Source organism: Streptomyces sp. NPDC088354 (assembly GCF_044753585.1).
Classification (GTDB): Bacteria; Actinomycetota; Actinomycetes; order Streptomycetales; family Streptomycetaceae; genus Actinacidiphila.
In genome coordinates this window covers 41257-59192 of record NZ_JBIVNJ010000007.1, presented here as the reverse complement: position 1 = coordinate 59192, position 17936 = coordinate 41257, and the positions used below count along the sequence as shown (strand labels likewise).

Sequence of the window (17936 nt, the reverse complement as noted above, 5' to 3'; positions counted from 1 at the left end):
CCGGCGAAGCTACGGCGCCCACGTGGGAAGGGCCACTCGATTACGCGGGACGGCGTCGGTCCGCTCGTAGAACCTCGGCGCCGGCAGGTCGCCGGAGCCGGACGTCCGCTCGAGATACGTGCAGCCGAGTTCCCGGACCGCGACGAACACGGCGTCCAGGAGGTGCAGCCCGGTGCCACGGCCCCGGATCGAATCCTTCCGGAGGAACAGCTCCTTCAACCAGGCTCCGGTCCAGCCGCCTGCTGCCGCCGGCAGAACGGAGAAGCAGGCCATGCCCAGCACGTGGTCGCCCTCGCGGGCCAGGAGCACGGTCGTCCCGGGGACCTCGCCGAACAGGGCGGCGCGGATCCGGTCGACGTCGCCGGGGGCGTAGGTCCCGCCGCGACCCACCTCGATCTCACCGACGAGCCGGGAGATCTCCTCGACGTCGGCCTCGGTCGCCTCTGTGACCTGAACCATGGGTCCCCGCCCCTCCAGTACCTCGCGCGGCATCCATGCCTGCGGGCCCCGGGAACCCTAGCGGTCGCGGTTCGCGCCACGGCTCCGGGAGCCGGCCGCCCGCCACAGCCGGCACCCCACCGGTCTGCGAGACTGCCCCTCACCGTCGCCCCGGTGGCGGAGCGGTTCGGAGCATCCAGGAGGTGCGCGAGGCATGCGACGGTCTCCCGGTCGCGGCACGGCGTGGCGTGGGATCGCCGTGGTGGCGGCGGTAGCTGTGCTGAGCGGGTTCTCGGTCCACGAGATGCACAAGCGCCGAGAGTTCGCCGCGATCGACGCGCGGCTCACGCAGTTGCAGGCGGACCGCATCACCGCCACGCTGGACGCGGCGGTGGGCCCCCACGCGTCGCTCCACCGGTACCGCACCTGTGCGGGCGAGGACACGCCGTCCGTGGAACTTCACTACACGGTGGCCGCCACCGATGCCGTTCGCACCGAGGTGGCGCGGGCCGCACGGCTCGCGGGGTGGAATGCCGGGTCGTGGGACGACACCGGCGGGGGCTACTCCGCCCTGAACATCGACAAGCGATTCAAGGGTTGGCACAGCAGCCAGTCGTTCATGAATCTCCACACCGGCGACCTCATGGTGAGCCTGGCGACCTCTGATCACTCGGGATGCCTGTAGCCGGACGGCGGCGTCCCGGTCCCGGCCGCTTCGGCAGGGCATGGACGAACCCCGCCATGCCGCGAGGGGAGTTGGTGACACTCCTGCTCACCCCACACCGTGCGGAGCGTGCGGTCTGCAGCCCGGTGATCCCCGTGCCCGTCATGCATCGCATGGTCACGCTCGCCGTGCCCTTGGTCGATGCTCCGCTCCCGCCACGACCCGGCTGCCGAGGCGATGGGGCTTGATCGTATCGTCTGCTTGTTTCCATGCGGTCCGAATCCGGGAGCTGATCCAATGCCGCTTGCTGCGCCTGACGTCGAGCGCTTGTTCACGCTCGGCAGCGTCTACGACTGCGGGGAAGGCCGCTCCGCCGAAGTGACCCGGCTGCCGGAAGCCGAACTGCCCCTCTCGAGTGGCCGCGTCGTCGCCCACGACCCGTTCTGGGGGTTCGAGGACGAGCCCGCCCCGTTCACGGTATCCGTGAAGCCGGGCACGTACACCGTCGTGGTGTCCGTCGCCGAGGTCGCGTGGGAGACGGACCCCGAATCCCGTCACGAGCGCGTCGCCGCCGCCTGGCTGAGGACGAGCCAAGAGCCCGCGGCCACCTGGGAACTGGCCCTGGTCGACGGGCAGGACATCGGCGAGCTGTCCGCAGAGCAGTTCTTCGGCTACGGCGTGGACGCGGGAACCGGCTGCTTCGTGGATGCGGCCGCGACCCCTGCTCTTGCCGAGTTCCTCGGAGAGGACTGTGTACCGCTCGAGAACGCGATGATCCCGGACGACGGCGACGAGGCCCCCTGCGGACCGGTCGTGCTCTCCGATCCGGCGAGCGGCCACTCCTTCGTCGCCTTCTGGTCCGGTTGGGGCGATGGCGCCTACCCCACCTGGATCGGCCGGAGCACGACGGGTGAGGTGACCGGCTTTGTGACCGAGTTCCTCGTCGTGCCACAGCCGGGCCGGGCGCAGGCCGGCGAATGACGATCTGATCGACATGGCTGCGTCGCTCCGCCTCTTCGCCGACCACTGCCGGATTGACCTCTGCGACGACTCCTCGGAGGGTGATCTCAGCCGGGCTTGGACAGCCCGGGCCACTGCCGACCATGTGGCGGTCACCGAGGACGCGCTGGGGATCGGCACTGTCGTCAACTTCTGTGTCGCCGTCGACATCGAGATCGTCCTCCAGCCGCCGAGCGACGACAGCCCGTGGTTCGATCATGTGGTGGAGGCCGGCGTCCACGTGCCCTCCGGTTCCCTCGTGGTCCTGGGGTGCGGCGACTACGGCCCGGGCGCGGCGAGGTTCGCCGTGGCTCCGGGGTGGAACCGCGTCCGCGTCTCCAAGCGGGACATGGCCCTCGCGTCCCGCGCCCACGCCGGGTCGCAGGAGGATTCCGACGACATGGACGCCGCGGAACGGATTCGCGTGCAGCAGTTGCCCGGACCACGGACTCCGACAAGGGTGATCAAGCGGTGGAACAGGTCAGGCGCCGCCAGCCCCCCTCAGGTCGGGACCGCGCGCACGGCCCGCACGTGAGGCACCTGCTCCACCCGTCGGGTCCGCACCGGACGCCTGCCACCGGGGCGTGACAAGCCCACTGCCCTACCGGTGCGTGGGCCTCCGCCGCAGCCACTGCCCGAACGTCCTGCGCGGGGGGCGCACCACCACGCGGCCGTGGGCCTTCAGGCCCACCAGCTCCACGCGCAGGGCGACCGGCGCGTCGGGCCCCGGCGGGGCGTGGCGGTGGGTGACCCTGCTGTGCACCAGTCGCAGACCATCCGTGTCGACCACGACACCCGGCCTCGTGACCAGTGTCAGCGTCTTCCCCGTCATGCCCACCTCGATCCGCAGGGTGTCGTGCGTGATCACGGCGTCCGTGAAGTCGAGCACCACGTCGCAGTACGTCACCGCGAGCTCGATCCGCCGCGGCACCACCCAGCGCCCCCCGCGCTCGATCGTGCCGCTGTGGACCTGCTCGATCCGGACCACGTCCTTGACCTCTGCCGTGGACACGGCACCCCTGGCCGACACGGGCGGCAGGTCGGCGGTGAGCGGGGCCAGTTCGCTCACGGTCCGTGCGGACAGGGCGGCTTCCAGCCGCTCGTCCAGCTCCTCCGCGGTCAGCAGGCCGTCCCCCGCCGCGATGCGCAGCAGGTCCACCACGCGGTCCCGGTCGGCGTGCGAGGCCCGCAGCTCGGGCGACGGCCCGGGGCCGGAGCGCTTCCCGGTGGGCGAGACATCTGCCGACATGCTTCCGTCCTGACCTGTCCAACGGCTCCGCGCGGCACGGACAGCGGCGCGACCGCCGCACTAACGTTATATCGCGTTATGCATCGCGACCAAGTCCCCGCAGCCCCTCGACGAGGAGACCGATCAGCCGCGAAGGGATCAGAGGCAGCTCGATGAACGAGACCCTTGCCGCGCCCTCGGCCCGTCGACCCGGGCGGCGGATGCCGATCGCCACGGGAGGAGCCCTTGCCCGCGCTATCCGGCCGCGGCACGAGGGCCGGGGGCGGTGATACGGCGGACCGCCTCGATGAGCGCGGCGCGGTGCTCCGCCAGCCGCTCTTGGGTGCGGGGCTGCTCGCCGGCGACCGCCAGCAGGGCGGGCGGCGCGTCGAGCCAGCTTTCGGTGATGCGCAGCACCATCGCGAACAGATCCACGGCGGGAAGGCTGTCGTTCACCCGCCCGGCGCGCTGGGCGGTGGCGACGGCCTCGACCTTGGCCCGGTAGCCCTCGATCTCGGAGGCGGTGTGATGGTCGGCCTCGAAGCGCCGCCAGGCAGCGAGCCGGGCGGTCTCGGGGTGGGCGAGCAGGTAGTCGAAGCGCGTGCCCGCGTAGGTGACCAGGTCACCGTCGACCAGAGGGGTCTCCGCGGCGAGCCTGCCGACCTGATGCTCGAGTACCGCCGTGAAGAGCGCGTCCTTGTCCCCGAAGTAGACGTACAGCAGGCGCTTGTTGGCGCCGGCCCGTTCGGCGATGCGGTCGATGCGCGCCCCGGCCAGGCCGTACTGGGCGAATTCCGCGGTGGCCGCGGTGAGCAGGAGCTCCGCGGTCGCGCGGGAGTCGCGGGGGCGTGAGGCCTTGGGGCCGGAGTCCGGGCCGTTCGTTCGCGTCACCATGCGGCCACCCTAACCCAAGTAACTAACTTTTGACTTACTTGGGTGCCCGGACTAGGTTGTATCTATCCAGTTACATACCACTGCGATCCCCGACCCGAGAGGACCCCGCGATGACGACACCCGCGCTCCAGACGCTGACCCTGTCCGACGGCCTGACCATCACCCGCATGGGATACGGCGCCATGCAGCTGGCAGGCCCCGGCGTCTTCGGGCCGCCCAGGGACCGGGACCAGGCCGTCGCCGTGCTGCGCGAGGCGGTGGGGCTCGGCATCACGCACATCGACACCAGCGACTTCTACGGCCCGGCCGTGGTCAACGAACTCATCAAGGAAGCCCTGCACCCCTACGCCGACGAATTGCGCATCGTCACCAAGGTCGGCGCCCGGCGCGACGAGAAGGGCGGCTGGATCCCCTCCCTGGACCCCGCCGACCTCAAGGCCCAGGTCCACGAGAACCTGGCCCACCTGGGACTGGACGCGCTGGACGTGGTCAACCTGCGCACGGCCGCCCTGGACGGCGGCAGCGACGACTCGATCGCCGAACAGTTCGGCGCGCTCGCGGACTTGCGCGAACAGGGGCTCATCCGCCACCTCGGCCTGAGCGGGGTCACGGAGTCCCAGCTCACCCAGGCCCAGGCCATCGCCCCCGTCGTCACCGTGCAGAACCTCTACAACCTGGCCCACCGCGCCGACGACGCCCTCGTCGAGCGCTGCGCGAGGGAGAACATCGCCTACGCCGCGTTCTTCCCCCTCGGCGGCTTCAACCCGCTGCAGTCCCAGGTGCTGAACGACGTCGCCCACCGTCTCGGGGCCTCCCCGCAGCAGGTGGCCCTGGCCTGGCTCCTGCAGCGCTCGCCGTCCATGGTCCTCATCCCCGGCACTTCGTCCGTTGCCCACCTGCGGGAGAACGTCGCCGCCGCCGGGCTGGCACTCCCGGCGGACTCGCTCGCCGAACTCGACGCCATCGGCCGGTAGGCGGCCCCGAACGACGAACTCTCAGCGCACGGACCGCGTCCTGATGAGCGGCGCGTCCCGCGACAGCTCACGGAATCCGACGCCGTGGTACAGCCCCCGCGCCTGGGGGTGCCCCGGCGCCCCCAGACAGGCGACGGTCGTCCGGGTGGCCCCGGCCGCCCGCGCCAGACGCATCCCGTGCAGCAGCATCGCCCGTGCCAGCCCTCGGCGCCGGTAACCGGGGTGCGTCCCGACCGGCTCGAACTCCGCGGTCCTGTTCGCCGGGTCGAGCCACATGATCGTCGAGGACGCCATCGTCCCGTCCGGCGCCTCGACCAGGATGTGCAGGTCGCCGCGGTACGCCGGCGTCCCACGCACGCCCTCGTACGCCTCGGCGGTGTACGTCGAGGGGGCCCAGGCGTCCACATGGGCCTGGACCGCGGCCTCCGACCCGGCCTCGCCGGCGGTGCGGAACCGGAATCCGTCCGGCAGTACCGGCGCTTCCACGTCGGTGAGGTCCCGCACGGTGAGCTGGGTCCACGACCCGGTGTCGCCGAGCGAGGCCGGGTCGGTGCCGTAGCCGTGCGCGGCCCACCGCCTCAGGGCGAACTCGTCGGCGGCGCTGGGCATCACCGTGCGATCGACGTCCCCTGCCGTGCCGTCGTACCAGTCGATCACCTCGTCGACCAGTTCGGCGTGGCCGGGATGGACCTGATACGCGAGATAGGCGCTGGTGATGTCCTTCACCGAGCCGTCGCTCCGCCGCACCTGGCGCGGGAGTTGGGCCCAGCCCCATGCCACCGGGTCCCCGCCGGCGAGCCACAGCCGACGCGGCCAGCCTGCGCGCTCGCTCGCGTGCCCCCTGCCCCAGTTCCAGGCCAGCTCGCCGAAGGTCGCGTCGCTGTTGACCAGCTCCGGACGGAGGGCGGTGACACGCTGCGCGAGACCCTGCATGAGCCGCACGTCCGCGGCGGTCAGAAGCTCTGAGTGCGCCATGGTGCGTCACTGTGCCAGGCCTCCGCGAGACCGTCGAACCGTTTTCCAGGCCCCCGCCCCCTGTCCCTCGTCGCCGCGCGGCCCACGACCGGCAGCAGGCCGCACGTCTCCTGCCGCGGCCGCGGCCGCGGCCGGACCCGGGCCGGCGTCCGCCCGGTCAGGACGTCCTGGACGTCCCAGCGCCGGAGGAGGTGCGGGCGAACCAGGTCCGCGCATCGTCCGCGGACAGGACGCGGGTGAGCTCGGCCCTGCCCGGGAGCAGCGGGAAGAACCGGTCGGCGTTCCAAGTGCGCTGGTACACCGGCTCGTCCAGCACCAGTAGGCGGCGTCCCTCCACCACCGGGATGTCGTCGGGCAGCCCCTCGTTCCAGATCCGCTCGCCGTCCGGGGCGAGGAGTTCGAAGGCTCCGGTCGCGACGATCTCGGAACGTCCCCGGGCGGGTCCGGGTTCCGTGGCCAAACGGACGCTCTCCGCCGAAGGGGCCGTGCCGGGCACGTGTCCGCCGCCGACCAGGACGTGGGCGAGCAGCGTGTGCAACTGGAAGTTGTCCCCGATACCCCCGATACGCACCTCGAACCCGGTCCCGGTGGGCCTGTGCAGCACCACCAGGGGCTCGTCGTCCAGGACCGCCAGCGCGTAGGCCAGGCACTTGAGGTCGTGCCGCTCCAGGGCCGCAAGCTCGCGGCAGGCGGGGAGGATCACGGAGGCGTACCGGCGGCGCATCTCGGCGCTGCGGCACAGCACGGCCAGCGCGGGCGGCTGCCACTCCTCGACCGAGCACCAGGCGAGCGCGAGCCGCGTGGCCTCGTACTCGTCGCCGCCCAGACGGGCCAGGAACGCGTCGTCGACGATCTCCTTGTCCGGCTCCGGCAGCTCGTCCTCGGCCCCGTCGGCCGCGGTCCAGCGGCGGGCGAACTCCATTGCGTCGACCAGGTCCTGGCGGACGCCACTGAAGATCGGATCCGCGCAGGCCGCCGGATCGGCTCCGCTCTCGACGCAGAAACCCGCCGCCATCGCCAGCAGCGGGCGCGGGCCCGTGGGCGGGAAGGCCGGGATCAGCGCGGCCAACCGGGGTCCTGCCAGGACGCGTTCATCATCCTTGGCGGTCTGGAGCGCGTTGATCGTGGCGGTGAAGGCGCGCTCGGTGCGGGCACCGTCGCGAGCGGCGACACCCTGCTCCAGCTCGGACACGGCGGCGTCGAGGCCCGCGGCCCCCTGCTTCCTCTTGAAAATCACCAGCACACCTTAGGCCCGAGGACCACCCGCCGTCATACGGTCGGTGACCCGATGTCAGTGGCGGCCCCTAGGCTGCCCTGGAGATCGATACGGGCTGCGACCGAGGGGACCGGGACATGCTGCTGGAGAACAAGACGGCCGTCGTCTACGGCGCGGCCGGGGCCGTCGGCCGCGCCGTGGCCCGGACCTTCGCCCGGGAGGGAGCACACGTCTTCCTCACCGGTCGCAGGAGTGCGGGACTCGAAGAGCTGGCCGAGGAGATCCGGTCCGCCGGTGGCAGAGCCGACGCCGCCCAGGTCGACGCACTCGACCCGGAGGCGGTCGAGCGGCACGCCGCGGCCGTGGTCCGGACGACGGGACGGATCGACGTCTCGATCAACGCGGTCAGCATCCGCGGCGACCTGCAGGGCACACCGCTGACCGGCATGTCCGTCCAGGACTTCCTGACGCCGATCACCACGGCGGCCACCGCCAACTTCGTGACCGCGACAACCGCCGCCCGGTACATGGCCGAACAGGGCTCCGGCGTGATCGTGACCCTTTCCACCTCGGCGTCGCGGCTCTCCGGCCGCGACCAGGGCTTCCACGCGACGGGGGGCTTCGGCGTCGCCTGCGGCGCGGTCGAACTGCTCTCCCGGCACCTCGCCGGCGAGGTCGGTCCGCGCGGTGTCCGCGTCGTCTGCCTGCGTCCGGACGGCATCCCTGAGGCCTGGGTCTCCTGGGGCATGATCGACGACGCCGAGCCCGATCCGGAGGGCAGTTCCACCGTCAAGGCCTACATGGAACGCGGCACCGCGCTGCGCCGGCTGCCGAGGCTGGCCGAAGTCGCGGACACGGCGGCCTTTGTGGCCTCGGACCGGGCGGGCGCCATGACCGGAACGGTGGTCAACCTCAGTTGCGGAGCCGTCCACGACTGAACCGATCCCGCGGAGGCGGTAAGAGATCCGGCTCGGCCGGACATCTCCTGGTCGACGGACGAAACCATGGAGGTGCAGTGCAGCGACGACGAACAACCACCGGCGGTCCAGCCGGGCACCAGGTAGTGGAAGCCCTCTACACGGCGCACGCCGACCGGGTCCTCGGTTACCTGCTTCACCGCACGGACCGCGACACGGCCCAGGACATCCTGTCGGAGACCTTCGTGCTGGCCTGGCACAAGTCCGACTCCGTTCCCGATGACGCCCTGCCGTGGCTGCTCGCCTCCGCCCGGCGGCTGCTGGCCAACCGCGTACGGTCCGACCAGCGGTACCGCGCGGCGACCGCGCGCATGGCGACGTTGGCCGACCGGCCCGGGACGATCGAGATCGGCGACGCCATAGGGACGCGCTCCGAGGTGTTCGCCGCCCTGCTGGCGCTCTCCGAACCGGACCGCGAGGCGCTTTTGCTGAGCGCCTGGTACGACCTGACGGCCCGGCAGGCCGCCGTCGTCATGGGCTGCACCGCCACCGCCTTCGCCGTACGCCTGCACCGGGCACGGAAACGCTTCAAGGCCGCTCTGACGGACGCGGACCAGACACCTGCCGTCCCCGGCACACACCGGCATCCTCACTTCGCCCAGCGGGAGTCAGCGTGAAGAAGAACGTCAGCGAGCAGGAACACGCACCCGATCTCGCCGCCGTGCGGGCGGTGCGTCCCGCCGAGGACACCGCCGGCTGGGCGGCGTCGCCGGCGGGCCGGCGCGTACTGGAAGAGGTTCTGCGACGCGCCGAAGTGCCGCCCCCCACCCCGGGGTCCCGGCGGCGTCGCCGCCTGCTCCTGGTGACGGGGGTCATGGCCGCGGTGTTCGCGGGCATCAGCACGGCAGCCGTCGCGACGCTCGGACCGTGGGGCAAGGACGGCGACAGGGTCATGTGCGCCCGCACCTTGGCGGTCGAGGCGGACCTCAGCGAACCGCCCGCGGAGGGCATGAAGGACTTCGATCCGCGGGACCCCGCTCGTTCCTGCGCCGCGACCTGGCACCGGATGTGGCAGGGCACTCCGCAGCCGACCCGCTTCGCGGCGTGCTACCACCCGCTCGCGCGGCCCGACCACGGCGCGGCCGCCGGCTCCGTCGGGCGGCCGCGCCTCGGCGGACCGGTCGTCTACCCGGCCGACGGCTACCCCACGGATCAGGCGGCCTGCGCCGCCATCGGCTCCAAGCCCGTCGCGGGCGGCTGAGCACACCGGGCACCACCACCGACGCCCTCGTCAACCACGCGCGTCAGTGGTGGTGCCCGCGCCGCCCGAGGGTCTCCACGGGGCCCGCGCCGGGCCGGGTCCACTGCGGCACGGGACGGCTGGTCGGGCCCCAGGTGGCCTTGCCGTCCGCGTCGGAGCGCCAGTACCAGCACGCGTCGAGCCCCTCGGGCCGGCCCTCGGGGTTGTCCTCCCACGCCTCGCCGCGGCCGTAGGGCGTCATGTCCAGGAGACCGAGCGCGCCGTTGACCCGCTCGTTGCCACGGCCGGTCGTGGAGTACGTGAGGAACACCCGGTCGCCGTCACGCAGGAAGCTCGTGAGGTACCCCATCCGGCCGCCGACCGGCGCGTCCACGTCGCGCACGGAGTACCAGGGCTGGGTGTAGCCCATGAACTCGACGTAGTCCGCCACCTCGTCCCACCGGCCCGGGGTCAGGACGGCGAACGAGACGCCGCGGGCATTGAGGTAGACCGCGTCCTGCAAGTGCCAGGCCGTGGTGGTGCAGCCCTCGCACTGGCCCTGGTGCGGCGCGCCGTCGTGCCACATGTGCTGGTAGACCACGAGCTCGTCGCGCCCCTGGAACAGGTCGAGGAACGGAACCGGACCGTCGGGCCCGACGATCTCGACCGTCCCGTCCAGCTCGACCATCGGCAGCCGTCGACGGGCCGCCGCGATGGCGTCGCCCTCGCGGGTGTGGGCCTTCTCGCGCACCAGCAGCTCGTCGCGCGCCGCCTGCCAGGTGGCCAGGTCGACGACAGGCGGGCGGCCGGGCAGAGCGGTGGCCGGGTCGTCGGGCGTGGTCGTCATGGTGTCCTCCGTGATGCCTCGTAGCGGGCAGCGTCCTGCAACGGTCATCGGTACAGACCCGCGGCCCGGCCGGAACTCATCGCAGCGCCGCCTTTTTCGGCAGAGGAAGCCGTACGACTGAGCCCGCGCCCGGCGGCCCGGCTCAGTCCCCGACTCCGCCTGGGACGAGGACCAGTGGTGACCGGCGACCCGTCAGCCGACCGGCGGCAGGCCCTCCCCCGCGAGCGGACGCACCGCCTCCCCCGGAGGACACCGCGACACCGTGCAGGTCCGCCGAGCCGCAGCAGGCCGCGCCCCGCCACGCCCCGTCCACTCGCGCGCGGACGGCCGCCGCAGCGGTGACGGCGATCCCTCAGCCAGGTGGTGTCCCCCAATCGAACGAGTTTGAGAACCGAGTGCCGCGGCCCGCGCCCCCGATCCGCCCCCGCAGAACATACGTTCAGCAACTGCCCCCGGCAGCAGCCGTGACGGGACCTGATCCGGCGCGTTTTTAGAGCACCAGTGCCACGTCGCCGCCCAGATGGAGGACGCCATGCATCCCGTACCCGCCCCCGCGTCTCAGCCCTCCAGATTCGAACATCGGCCGCAGCCCGTGGCGGGCGTGCACGCCCTCGGGTCGGCACGACCGGATACCTGGAGGCGGGCATGAGCGAGCCGGCCGAACCGGCATCCGACCGCGTCCCGGGGCCGCGGACCGCCGTGCTCCCGCTGCCGTCCCCGCCGGTGACACCGGCCGGACGGCCGGACGGCGACCACGACGGCGACGTGACCGAAGAGCTGGAGGAGACGTACTGGTCCGTGCACGACGGCGCGGCCGCCAGTGCCAGCGTGCGCCAGGTCGCCGTCCGCCTGCCGAAGATCACCGCCCTGATCGGGCGGCTCGCCTGGCGGGCCGACCGCGCCGCCACCACGACGGTCGTCGCCTGCCAACTGGCGTCCGCCGCCATGAGCGCCTTCGGCCTGCTCGCCTCGGTCGCGGTCCTTCAGCACCTGTTCGCCGAAGGCCCGACCCCCGATCGCGTGCGCGCCGCCCTCCCGCAGATCCTCCTCGTGGTCGGCCTCCTCGCCACACGGGCGCTGCTGGAGGCGGCGGTCGCCACGGCCCAGGCCCGTGTGACCCCCAAGATCCGTACCGCACTCGAATGCGACTTCCTCCGGCTGACCGCGCACGTACGGCTGGAGGCCGTCGAGGACGCCGACTGGCACGACGAGGTCCACCGGGCGAACGACCGCGGCCTGTTCTACGCCCGGCAGATCGTCGGACAGGTCGTCTCCCTCGCCTCCGCGGCCCTGGGTCTGGTCGGCACCGCCGGCGTGCTCAGCGTCCTGCACCCCGTGCTGCTGCCCCTGCTCCTGCTGTCCGTCCTGCCGGTGGGCGCGGCAGCGGTACGCAGCGCCCGCGCGCGCTTCCACTCCTTCAAGCGGTGGAACGCCCTGCAGCGCCGGGTCCGGGTGTTCTCCTGGCTGCTGCTCGATGTGGAGGCGGCGGCAGAGCTGCGCTCGGACACCGCGCAGGGCGCGCTCCTGGACGAGCACCGCCGGCTGACCACGAGGATCGCGGAGGAGGACACACGGCTGGGCGTGCACTCCGCCCTGCTCAACCTGGCCGGCCGCTCCCTGGGCGGTGTGGGTACCGGCGTCACCTACGCCGCCCTCGCGGCGATGCTGATCGCCGGCTGGCTGCCCCTGGCGGCGGGCGCCGGCGCCGTGCTGGCCATCCAGGCCGGACAGACCTCCCTGATCCGGCTCGTCGAGGTCGCCCATCTCGTCTACGAGCAGGCCATGTGGGTCGACGACCTCCTCGCCGTCCAGGAACGGTGCCGGCGGCTCCTGCCCCGTGAGGCCCGGCTGAACGCACCGGACCAGGTGGAGACGATCACCTTGCACGACGTGCACTTCACCTACCCCGGCAAGACCACGCCCGCCCTCGACGGCATCACGATGTCGCTGCGCGCCGGGGAGACGGTGGCGTTCGTCGGTCTCAACGGCTCGGGCAAGAGCACCTGCGCCAAGCTCCTGGCCGGGCTGTACGAGGCCCACAGCGGCAGCGTGTGCTGGGACGGCGTCGACGTCCGCGCCATGGACTCCCCCTCGCTCCACCGCCAAGTGGCCTGTGTCCTCCAGGACCCGGCCCACTTCCCCTTCAGCGCCCTGGCGAACATCACCGTCTCCACCGGCGAGCTGGCCACCACCGACCCGCAACGCGCCATGGACGCCGCACGGGCCTCCGGTGCCGACGCCGTCATCGCGGACCTGCCCCGCCAATGGCACACGACGCTGTCCAAACGGTTCAAGGGCGGCCAGGAACTGTCCGGCGGTCAGTGGGCCAAGGTCGCGGTGGGCCGCGGCCTGTACAAGAAGGCCCCCCTGCTGCTCCTGGACGAGCCGACGGCCAGCATGGACCCGCCCTCGGAACACGCCGTGTACGAGGCGGTGCTGCGCGGCCGGTTGCGCGAGGACCAGATCACCGTACTCATCTCGCACCGGCTGGCCAGCGTCGTCGACTGCGACCGGATCTACGTCTTCGACGCCGGCCGCATCGTCGAGTCCGGATCCCACGACGAACTCATGACCCTCGGCGGCGCCTACGCCGGCATGTTCACCCTGCAGGCCGGCGGCTACCGACCCCGCAGGGCTGCCGCGCCCGCGGGGGAGGCCGCGCCGTGAAGGACGCCGCCTGCCGGTGGACCTCGCCTTCGGCACAACGGCTGCCGCACCACGAAGAAAGGTAGGGCGATCTGTGGAACACACCCGGGCCCAGTGGTCCGAGTACTACGCCGGCGGCCGTGGATTCATGTCCCTGGGGAACGAGGAGAAACGCCTGCTCGTCGAGCGGGTCCCGGTGCCGGAAGGCGGTGGGCGGGCACTGGACGTGGCATGCGGCACGGGTGAACTCGCCGTGTTCCTGGCCTCGCAGGGCTACAGCGTCGACGCCGTCGACTTCGCCGAGGGCGCCCTCAACCGGGCCAGGGCGGAGCACTCCGAGGTGGAGGCGGTGCGCTGGCTGTGCCTGGACGTGGAGCGGGACGACCTCGGCGGCCTCGGTGCGCGCTACGACGTGATCACCATGCGGTTGGCCGTCGCCTTCCTCCGCGACCGGACCCGTGTGCTGCGCCGCCTGGCCGCGCGCCTGCGGGAGGACGGGGCTCTCGTGGTGGTCACCCCGGTCGCGGAGCGCACCCCGGCGGAGCGCCGGCACATCGCGCTGGACGAGGACGAACTCGGTCTGCTCAGCGAGGGCTTCGATCACGTCGAACGGTGGGACACCGGGCGCCTGGCGGCGTTGGTCCTACGGGGCCCCGGCAAGTCGTTCACGCCGGTGGAGAAGGGCCGGCCCACCCCGCAAGCGGTGTTCGGCGCCGCGGTGGCGGTCACCGATCACGCCGGGCGGGTGCTGCTGGGGCGTTCCACTCGGGGCATGTGGGAACTGCCCGCGGGGCGGATCGAGACCGGCGAGTCCGCGCCTGCCGCGGCCGTACGCGAACTGGCCGAGGAGACCGGGCTGCTGGCGCGCGAGGAGGACGCGTACGTGCTCACGATCCTCCACGACGACCACACGGACGTGCGTCGCGTCACCGCCGTGGTCCGGGTCACCGGCTGGGAAGGCGAACTCGGCCTGCCGGAACCGCACGCGTTCCTGCGCTGGGAGTGGCACGACCTGCACGCCCTGGCCGGCATCGGTCCGCTGTTCGCTCCGTCGGCCCAGGTGCTCGACGCGGTCTGGCCCGGGGTGCTGCCCGGTCTCCCCGCCGTCCACTCCTACGGGCCGGGCGCCGGTCCCCCGCCGGTGCCCGGCGAGCCCGCCGAGGCCGTACGGCTGCGCGAGCGGATGGCCGACGCCGTGGTCGCGGGCGGCTGGGCGCCCTCCGCGGCGGTGCGGGACGCGCTGCGCGCGGTACCACGGCACCGGTTCGCTCCCGAAGCGCCTCTGGAGGCCGCGTACGCCGAGGACCGGACGGTGATCACGGCACGCGACGACGCCGGTGCGGCGGTCAGTTCGGTCTCCGCGGCGTGGCTGCAGGCCGACATGATCGAACAGCTGCGGCCGGCGCCGGGGACGACCGTGTTCGAGGCCGGGTCGGGCGGCTGCAACGCCGAACTGATCGCCCATGTCCTGGGCCCCCGTGGCCGGGTGATCACCGTGGACATCGACCCGTACGTCGTGCACCGCACCGAGCGGTTGTGCGCGGAGGCCGGCGGCGGCCGGGTGACGGCCGTGCTCGGGGACGGGGCTTCCGGCGCACCGGGCCATGTCCCGGCCGGTGGCTTCGGGGGCATGGTGATCACCCACAGGTGCTGGGACGTCGCCCCGGCCTGGCGTGAGCAACTGGCCGAAGGCGGTCGGCTCGTCCTGCCGCTGGAGATCGGCGGCTACACGCGGTCCATCGCCCTGGAGCGCCGCGGCGACGTCCTGTCGGCCGTCCACTGGACCTACTGCGGTTTCGTACGGGACCGCGGCGCCGCGGCCCGCGCCGCGCCGAGCCTTTCGCTCGCCGACGGCGCGCTCACGATCCGGTGGGAGGAGGGCACCCCGCGGGAATCACCGGGGCTGGAGGCGGCGCTGCGTGCTCCGCGGTCCGAACTGCGCACGGGGGTGGTGCTGCCGGGCGGCCAGTCCTACGAGACGTTGCAGCTCTACGCCGCGACGACGGTGCCGGGCTTCTGCCGCGTCTCCTCGGCCGGCACACCGCTCGTGGCCAGGCCCTCGCAGTACGAGGATCCCGCGGCGATCGTGGCCGACGGCTCCCTCGCGTATCTGACCGTCGTCAAGACCCGCGACGGCGGGACCCCGGCCGAGCGCCGGTTCGAGTTCGTGGTGCACGCCTACGGCGCGGCCGGTCCCGGCCTCGCCGGTCGACTGGCCCAGTGCGTACGGGACTGGGACCGGTACGTGCGCGGCACGGGCTGTCCGGCGATGACCGTCCACCCCGCCGGAACCCCCGACGAGGACCTGCCCGTGGGGGACGTGCTCGACAAGAAGGCCTCCCGCCTGGTCCTCCAGTGGCCGGGGCGCGCACCGCACGCCGGGTCCGACACCCTGCGGGCTCTGACGACCGCCGGGGGCGCCGATGCCTGACGCACAAGGCCCTCCGCCCGGTCGTCCGGCCCTTCTCGCGGTCTTCGCCCACCCGGACGACGAAGCCCTCGGTGCCGGCGGCGTTCTCGCCCGCCATGCCGCGGCGGGTGCCCGCACCGCCGTCCTCACGACCACCTGGGCCCCGGACAGCCACCGGGCGGCCGAACTGGGCGACGCCGTCCGCCTCCTGGGGGCGGACCGCCCTCGGATGCTCGGCTACGCCGACCACCGCCTCCCGGAATCCGCTCCCGGCCGGCCACGCTGGTGCGACACGCCGCTGGACACCGCGATCGCACACGTCGTGACGCACATCCGCGAGTTCCGTCCCGCGATCGTGGTCACCCACGACGCGTACGGCGGGCTGACCGGCCACCCGGACCACCGCCGCACCCACCGCGTGACCACGCTCGCCGTGCACGCCGCCGGACTGGAACACCTCTGCCCCGAGGCCGGCCCGCCCTGGCAGCCCAGCGCCCTGTACCTGGCCACCCGTCCCCACTCGGCCGTCGAAGAGCTCGGACCGCTCCTGACCGGTGCCGGAAAGACCGTGCTGAGCGTGCCGGACGAACTCGTCACCACGACGGTGGACGTCCGGCCATGGCTGGACCGGAAGTGGAACGCCGTCCTCGCCCACCGCAGCGAGGTCCGGCGGGAGCGCTCACTGCCCGGCATCCTCTCCCGCCTTCCCGCCGGCACCCGGGACCGGATCCTGTCCACCGAGCACTACAGCCTCATCGCCCTCGCACCGTCCCCGCACGACCACGAACGACAGGAGCGGACATGAGCGGAACCTGGCTCCCGCCGGTGCAGTACGTTGCCCAACTCCCCAAGGCCACGGTGTACGGCTGCTTCCTCATCACCGACCAGGAGGACCGCCCCGTCCAGTTGCGCTCCGTCAAAAACCGGGCGAACTGGCAGTGGCCCGGCGGCAACATGGACCCGGGCGAGACCCCCTGGGAGTGCGCCGTCCGCGAGGGCCTGGAGGAGACCGGCCTGGAGATCGCCCGGACCCCGCGCCTGCTGGGCGTCCGCTACCTGATGCCGCGTCCGGACTGGCCCGCGCACAAGATCGGGCTGATCTTCGACGGCGGTCGGCTCACCCCGGAGCAGATCGCCGCCATCGTCCTGGACCCGGCCGAGCACGACGAGGTCCGTGTGCTGTCATTGGAGGAATGGCGCGACGAGTTGACCGACGCCGCCTTCCAGCACCTGGCCGCCGCCGTCCAGGCACGACGCGACGGCATCCCCTGCTATCTCGAACAGACCGAAACCTCTTAGCGGGAGGCCCCCGGGGCCCCGCGCACGCACTCGGGGCTGCCGGATCGCACCGCGGACGCCCGAACACGTGCGGTCCGTGCCAGGGTTGGCGCATGCTTCCCATCACCGTGTTGCGGGAGAACGGCAGCCGGCACGTCCGGGTCTCCGCGCGCGAACTCGCGGACCTGATCGGCGGGATCGGGGCCGAGGGCGATCTGTTCCTGATCGTCCAGCGCATACCCGACCTCCCCGACGTCTTCATCCAGGTGTGGCACCGCTTCGGGGAGGGCTGTGTGCTGGAGCACCGCGACGGCGGACCCGGCCGCCACTTCCAGGTGCTCCTGGACACGCCGGACGCCGCGGTGGCCGCGATGACCGGATGGGCCCGCCAGGAGCTGGACTGGGACAAGGAGTTCGCCTGGAGACGGCTGAAACTCCGGGCACCCAGGCGCGTACGCCCGCCGAAGCTCGACGAGGACGAACGCGCGCAGTTGGAGGCACGCGTACGCGAGGCACTGGTCGGTGGGTACGCGACGCGGGCGGAGCTGGCGGAACTCGCGGAGGAGTGCCTCGTCTCCGGGAGGCGGCGGCCGGTCTCCCCCGAACAGGCCCGGCAACTGGCCGACCGGATGTGGCTGGAACGCGTCGGGGAACAGGCCGACTGGGAGGGTGAGACCGATCCGGAGCGGCTGACGCGGGCGTTCACGGCGCTGGAGGCGGCAGGTGTCACGGCGCGGGAGAACTTCACCTGCTGCCGCTCGTGCGGGGACTCCGAGATCCGGGCGGCAGCCGCGCCGGGCGCCCGCGGATTCGTGTACTTCCACTCCCAGTGCACGGACTCGGCGGTGGCCGGACGCGGACTGCCGCTCCTCTGCGGGGGTTTCGACGGCTCGACGGAACAGGCGGCTGCAATCGGACGCGAGGTCGTGGCGGCGCTCGAGGCGGCCGGGCTGCGCTCGCAGTGGGACGGCGACCCGGCCCGGACCGTCACGGTGACACCGCTGGACTGGCGTAAGCGGCTGGTGGGCTGAGGGGTAGGGGGTGCGGCGTCCCGCGCGTTCCCCTGCCACAACCTGCCGGCCGCCGGCGAGGCCTCCCGGCGCCCCGGCTCGGTGTACCGCCGGACCTGCGCGAGCCGAGAGCCGGCGAATCCCGCCGGAGCCGGATCCTCCCGGGTGCGCCGGCCGTTCCGTGGACCGTTCCGTGGGCC

At 72.7% G+C, this 17936-nt stretch carries 18 protein-coding genes; 12 read left to right on the top strand and 6 right to left on the bottom strand.

Going from position 1 to position 17936, the window contains the following annotated elements; translation table 11 throughout:
* Window positions 1-9 precede the first annotated feature (9 nt).
* Window positions 10-459 carry a GNAT family N-acetyltransferase gene (locus ACIP98_RS13525; RefSeq protein ID WP_401975714.1) on the bottom strand — a complete coding sequence of 150 codons (450 nt, stop codon included), beginning with the start codon at window positions 457-459 and terminating at the stop codon, window positions 10-12.
* 193 nt (window positions 460-652) lie between these two features.
* Here ACIP98_RS13525 and ACIP98_RS13520 point away from each other — a divergent pair, with 193 nt between their 5' ends.
* The 3 genes from ACIP98_RS13520 (at window position 653) to ACIP98_RS13510 (ending at window position 2636) form a co-directional block, all read left to right on the top strand.
* Window positions 653-1123, top strand: coding sequence for a hypothetical protein (locus ACIP98_RS13520; RefSeq protein WP_319657765.1), 471 nt, complete (start codon window positions 653-655; stop codon window positions 1121-1123).
* 276 nt (window positions 1124-1399) lie between these two features.
* Window positions 1400-2083 carry a DUF4241 domain-containing protein gene (locus ACIP98_RS13515; protein WP_401975711.1) on the top strand — a complete coding sequence of 228 codons (684 nt, stop codon included), beginning with the start codon at window positions 1400-1402 and terminating at the stop codon, window positions 2081-2083.
* 13 nt (window positions 2084-2096) lie between these two features.
* On the top strand, window positions 2097-2636 hold the full coding sequence (locus ACIP98_RS13510; protein ID WP_401975708.1) for a hypothetical protein: 540 nt from the start codon (window positions 2097-2099) through the stop codon (window positions 2634-2636).
* A gap of 66 nt (window positions 2637-2702) precedes the next feature.
* On the opposite strand, the gene ACIP98_RS13505 is transcribed toward ACIP98_RS13510, so the two are convergent.
* Together ACIP98_RS13505 and ACIP98_RS13500 are read right to left on the bottom strand one after the other, a co-directional pair.
* Window positions 2703-3350: a DUF1707 domain-containing protein gene (locus ACIP98_RS13505; protein WP_401975707.1), complete on the bottom strand. Its 648-nt coding sequence runs from the start codon at window positions 3348-3350 to the stop codon at window positions 2703-2705.
* Window positions 3351-3584: 234 nt separating this feature from the next.
* The gene (locus ACIP98_RS13500) at window positions 3585-4223 is read right to left on the bottom strand and encodes a TetR family transcriptional regulator (protein WP_401975705.1); all 639 of its coding nucleotides are present in this window, start codon (window positions 4221-4223) and stop codon (window positions 3585-3587) included.
* A 110-nt stretch (window positions 4224-4333) separates the two neighbouring features.
* Between ACIP98_RS13500 and ACIP98_RS13495 the strand changes: the two genes are divergently transcribed.
* A complete protein-coding gene (locus tag ACIP98_RS13495) occupies window positions 4334-5197 on the top strand; it encodes an oxidoreductase (RefSeq protein ID WP_319657770.1) in 864 nt (287 codons plus the stop codon).
* A gap of 21 nt (window positions 5198-5218) precedes the next feature.
* On the opposite strand, the gene ACIP98_RS13490 is transcribed toward ACIP98_RS13495, so the two are convergent.
* Both ACIP98_RS13490 and ACIP98_RS13485 read right to left on the bottom strand, forming a co-directional pair.
* Window positions 5219-6172: a GNAT family N-acetyltransferase gene (locus ACIP98_RS13490; protein WP_401975703.1), complete on the bottom strand. Its 954-nt coding sequence runs from the start codon at window positions 6170-6172 to the stop codon at window positions 5219-5221.
* A gap of 157 nt (window positions 6173-6329) precedes the next feature.
* The gene (locus ACIP98_RS13485; RefSeq protein ID WP_401975701.1) at window positions 6330-7409 is read right to left on the bottom strand and encodes a hypothetical protein; all 1080 of its coding nucleotides are present in this window, start codon (window positions 7407-7409) and stop codon (window positions 6330-6332) included.
* Window positions 7410-7525: 116 nt separating this feature from the next.
* Here ACIP98_RS13485 and ACIP98_RS13480 point away from each other — a divergent pair, with 116 nt between their 5' ends.
* From ACIP98_RS13480 to ACIP98_RS13470, 3 genes are all read left to right on the top strand, one after another.
* Window positions 7526-8326: an SDR family oxidoreductase gene (locus ACIP98_RS13480; RefSeq protein WP_319657773.1), complete on the top strand. Its 801-nt coding sequence runs from the start codon at window positions 7526-7528 to the stop codon at window positions 8324-8326.
* 125 nt (window positions 8327-8451) lie between these two features.
* Entirely contained in the window at window positions 8452-8982 is a 531-nt protein-coding gene (locus ACIP98_RS13475) for an RNA polymerase sigma factor (RefSeq protein WP_401975699.1), read from the top strand.
* Complete coding sequence (locus tag ACIP98_RS13470) at window positions 8979-9566, top strand: hypothetical protein (protein WP_319657775.1); 588 nt, start codon at window positions 8979-8981, stop codon at window positions 9564-9566. The genes ACIP98_RS13475 and ACIP98_RS13470 overlap by 4 nt, the downstream gene beginning before the upstream one ends.
* 43 nt (window positions 9567-9609) lie before the next feature.
* On the opposite strand, the gene ACIP98_RS13465 is transcribed toward ACIP98_RS13470, so the two are convergent.
* Window positions 9610-10392: a DUF899 family protein gene (locus tag ACIP98_RS13465; protein ID WP_319657776.1), complete on the bottom strand. Its 783-nt coding sequence runs from the start codon at window positions 10390-10392 to the stop codon at window positions 9610-9612.
* 645 nt (window positions 10393-11037) lie between these two features.
* Between ACIP98_RS13465 and ACIP98_RS13460 the strand changes: the two genes are divergently transcribed.
* The 5 genes from ACIP98_RS13460 to ACIP98_RS13440 all read left to right on the top strand — a co-directional run bounded on the left by ACIP98_RS13460 (window position 11038) and on the right by ACIP98_RS13440 (window position 17757).
* Window positions 11038-13059, top strand: coding sequence for an ABC transporter ATP-binding protein (locus tag ACIP98_RS13460; RefSeq protein ID WP_319657777.1), 2022 nt, complete (start codon window positions 11038-11040; stop codon window positions 13057-13059).
* Window positions 13060-13132: 73 nt separating this feature from the next.
* A complete protein-coding gene (gene fxlM / locus ACIP98_RS13455) occupies window positions 13133-15469 on the top strand; it encodes a methyltransferase, FxLD system (protein ID WP_401975696.1) in 2337 nt (778 codons plus the stop codon).
* Window positions 15462-16253, top strand: a complete 792-nt coding sequence (locus ACIP98_RS13450) for a PIG-L deacetylase family protein (protein ID WP_401975694.1) — start codon at window positions 15462-15464, stop codon at window positions 16251-16253. The genes fxlM and ACIP98_RS13450 overlap by 8 nt, the downstream gene beginning before the upstream one ends.
* Window positions 16250-16747, top strand: a complete 498-nt coding sequence (locus tag ACIP98_RS13445) for an NUDIX domain-containing protein (RefSeq protein ID WP_401975691.1) — start codon at window positions 16250-16252, stop codon at window positions 16745-16747. The genes ACIP98_RS13450 and ACIP98_RS13445 overlap by 4 nt, the downstream gene beginning before the upstream one ends.
* A gap of 92 nt (window positions 16748-16839) precedes the next feature.
* Window positions 16840-17757: a DUF6891 domain-containing protein gene (locus ACIP98_RS13440; RefSeq protein ID WP_401975690.1), complete on the top strand. Its 918-nt coding sequence runs from the start codon at window positions 16840-16842 to the stop codon at window positions 17755-17757.
* Window positions 17758-17936: the final 179 nt, after the last annotated feature.

Bases quoted from the DNA above. Each gene is read 5' to 3' on its own strand.
- ACIP98_RS13525 (WP_401975714.1), bottom strand. From the start codon at position 459: ATGGTTCAGGTCACAGAGGCGACCGAGGCCGACGTCGAGGAGATCTCC.
- ACIP98_RS13520 (WP_319657765.1), top strand. From the start codon at position 653: ATGCGACGGTCTCCCGGTCGCGGCACGGCGTGGCGTGGGATCGCCGTG.
- ACIP98_RS13515 (WP_401975711.1), top strand. From the start codon at position 1,400: ATGCCGCTTGCTGCGCCTGACGTCGAGCGCTTGTTCACGCTCGGCAGC.
- ACIP98_RS13510 (WP_401975708.1), top strand. From the start codon at position 2,097: ATGGCTGCGTCGCTCCGCCTCTTCGCCGACCACTGCCGGATTGACCTC.
- ACIP98_RS13505 (WP_401975707.1), bottom strand. From the start codon at position 3,350: ATGTCGGCAGATGTCTCGCCCACCGGGAAGCGCTCCGGCCCCGGGCCG.
- ACIP98_RS13500 (WP_401975705.1), bottom strand. From the start codon at position 4,223: ATGGTGACGCGAACGAACGGCCCGGACTCCGGCCCCAAGGCCTCACGC.
- ACIP98_RS13495 (WP_319657770.1), top strand. From the start codon at position 4,334: ATGACGACACCCGCGCTCCAGACGCTGACCCTGTCCGACGGCCTGACC.
- ACIP98_RS13490 (WP_401975703.1), bottom strand. From the start codon at position 6,172: ATGGCGCACTCAGAGCTTCTGACCGCCGCGGACGTGCGGCTCATGCAG.
- ACIP98_RS13480 (WP_319657773.1), top strand. From the start codon at position 7,526: ATGCTGCTGGAGAACAAGACGGCCGTCGTCTACGGCGCGGCCGGGGCC.
- ACIP98_RS13465 (WP_319657776.1), bottom strand. From the start codon at position 10,392: ATGACGACCACGCCCGACGACCCGGCCACCGCTCTGCCCGGCCGCCCG.
- ACIP98_RS13460 (WP_319657777.1), top strand. From the start codon at position 11,038: ATGAGCGAGCCGGCCGAACCGGCATCCGACCGCGTCCCGGGGCCGCGG.
- ACIP98_RS13450 (WP_401975694.1), top strand. From the start codon at position 15,462: ATGCCTGACGCACAAGGCCCTCCGCCCGGTCGTCCGGCCCTTCTCGCG.
- ACIP98_RS13445 (WP_401975691.1), top strand. From the start codon at position 16,250: ATGAGCGGAACCTGGCTCCCGCCGGTGCAGTACGTTGCCCAACTCCCC.
- ACIP98_RS13440 (WP_401975690.1), top strand. From the start codon at position 16,840: ATGCTTCCCATCACCGTGTTGCGGGAGAACGGCAGCCGGCACGTCCGG.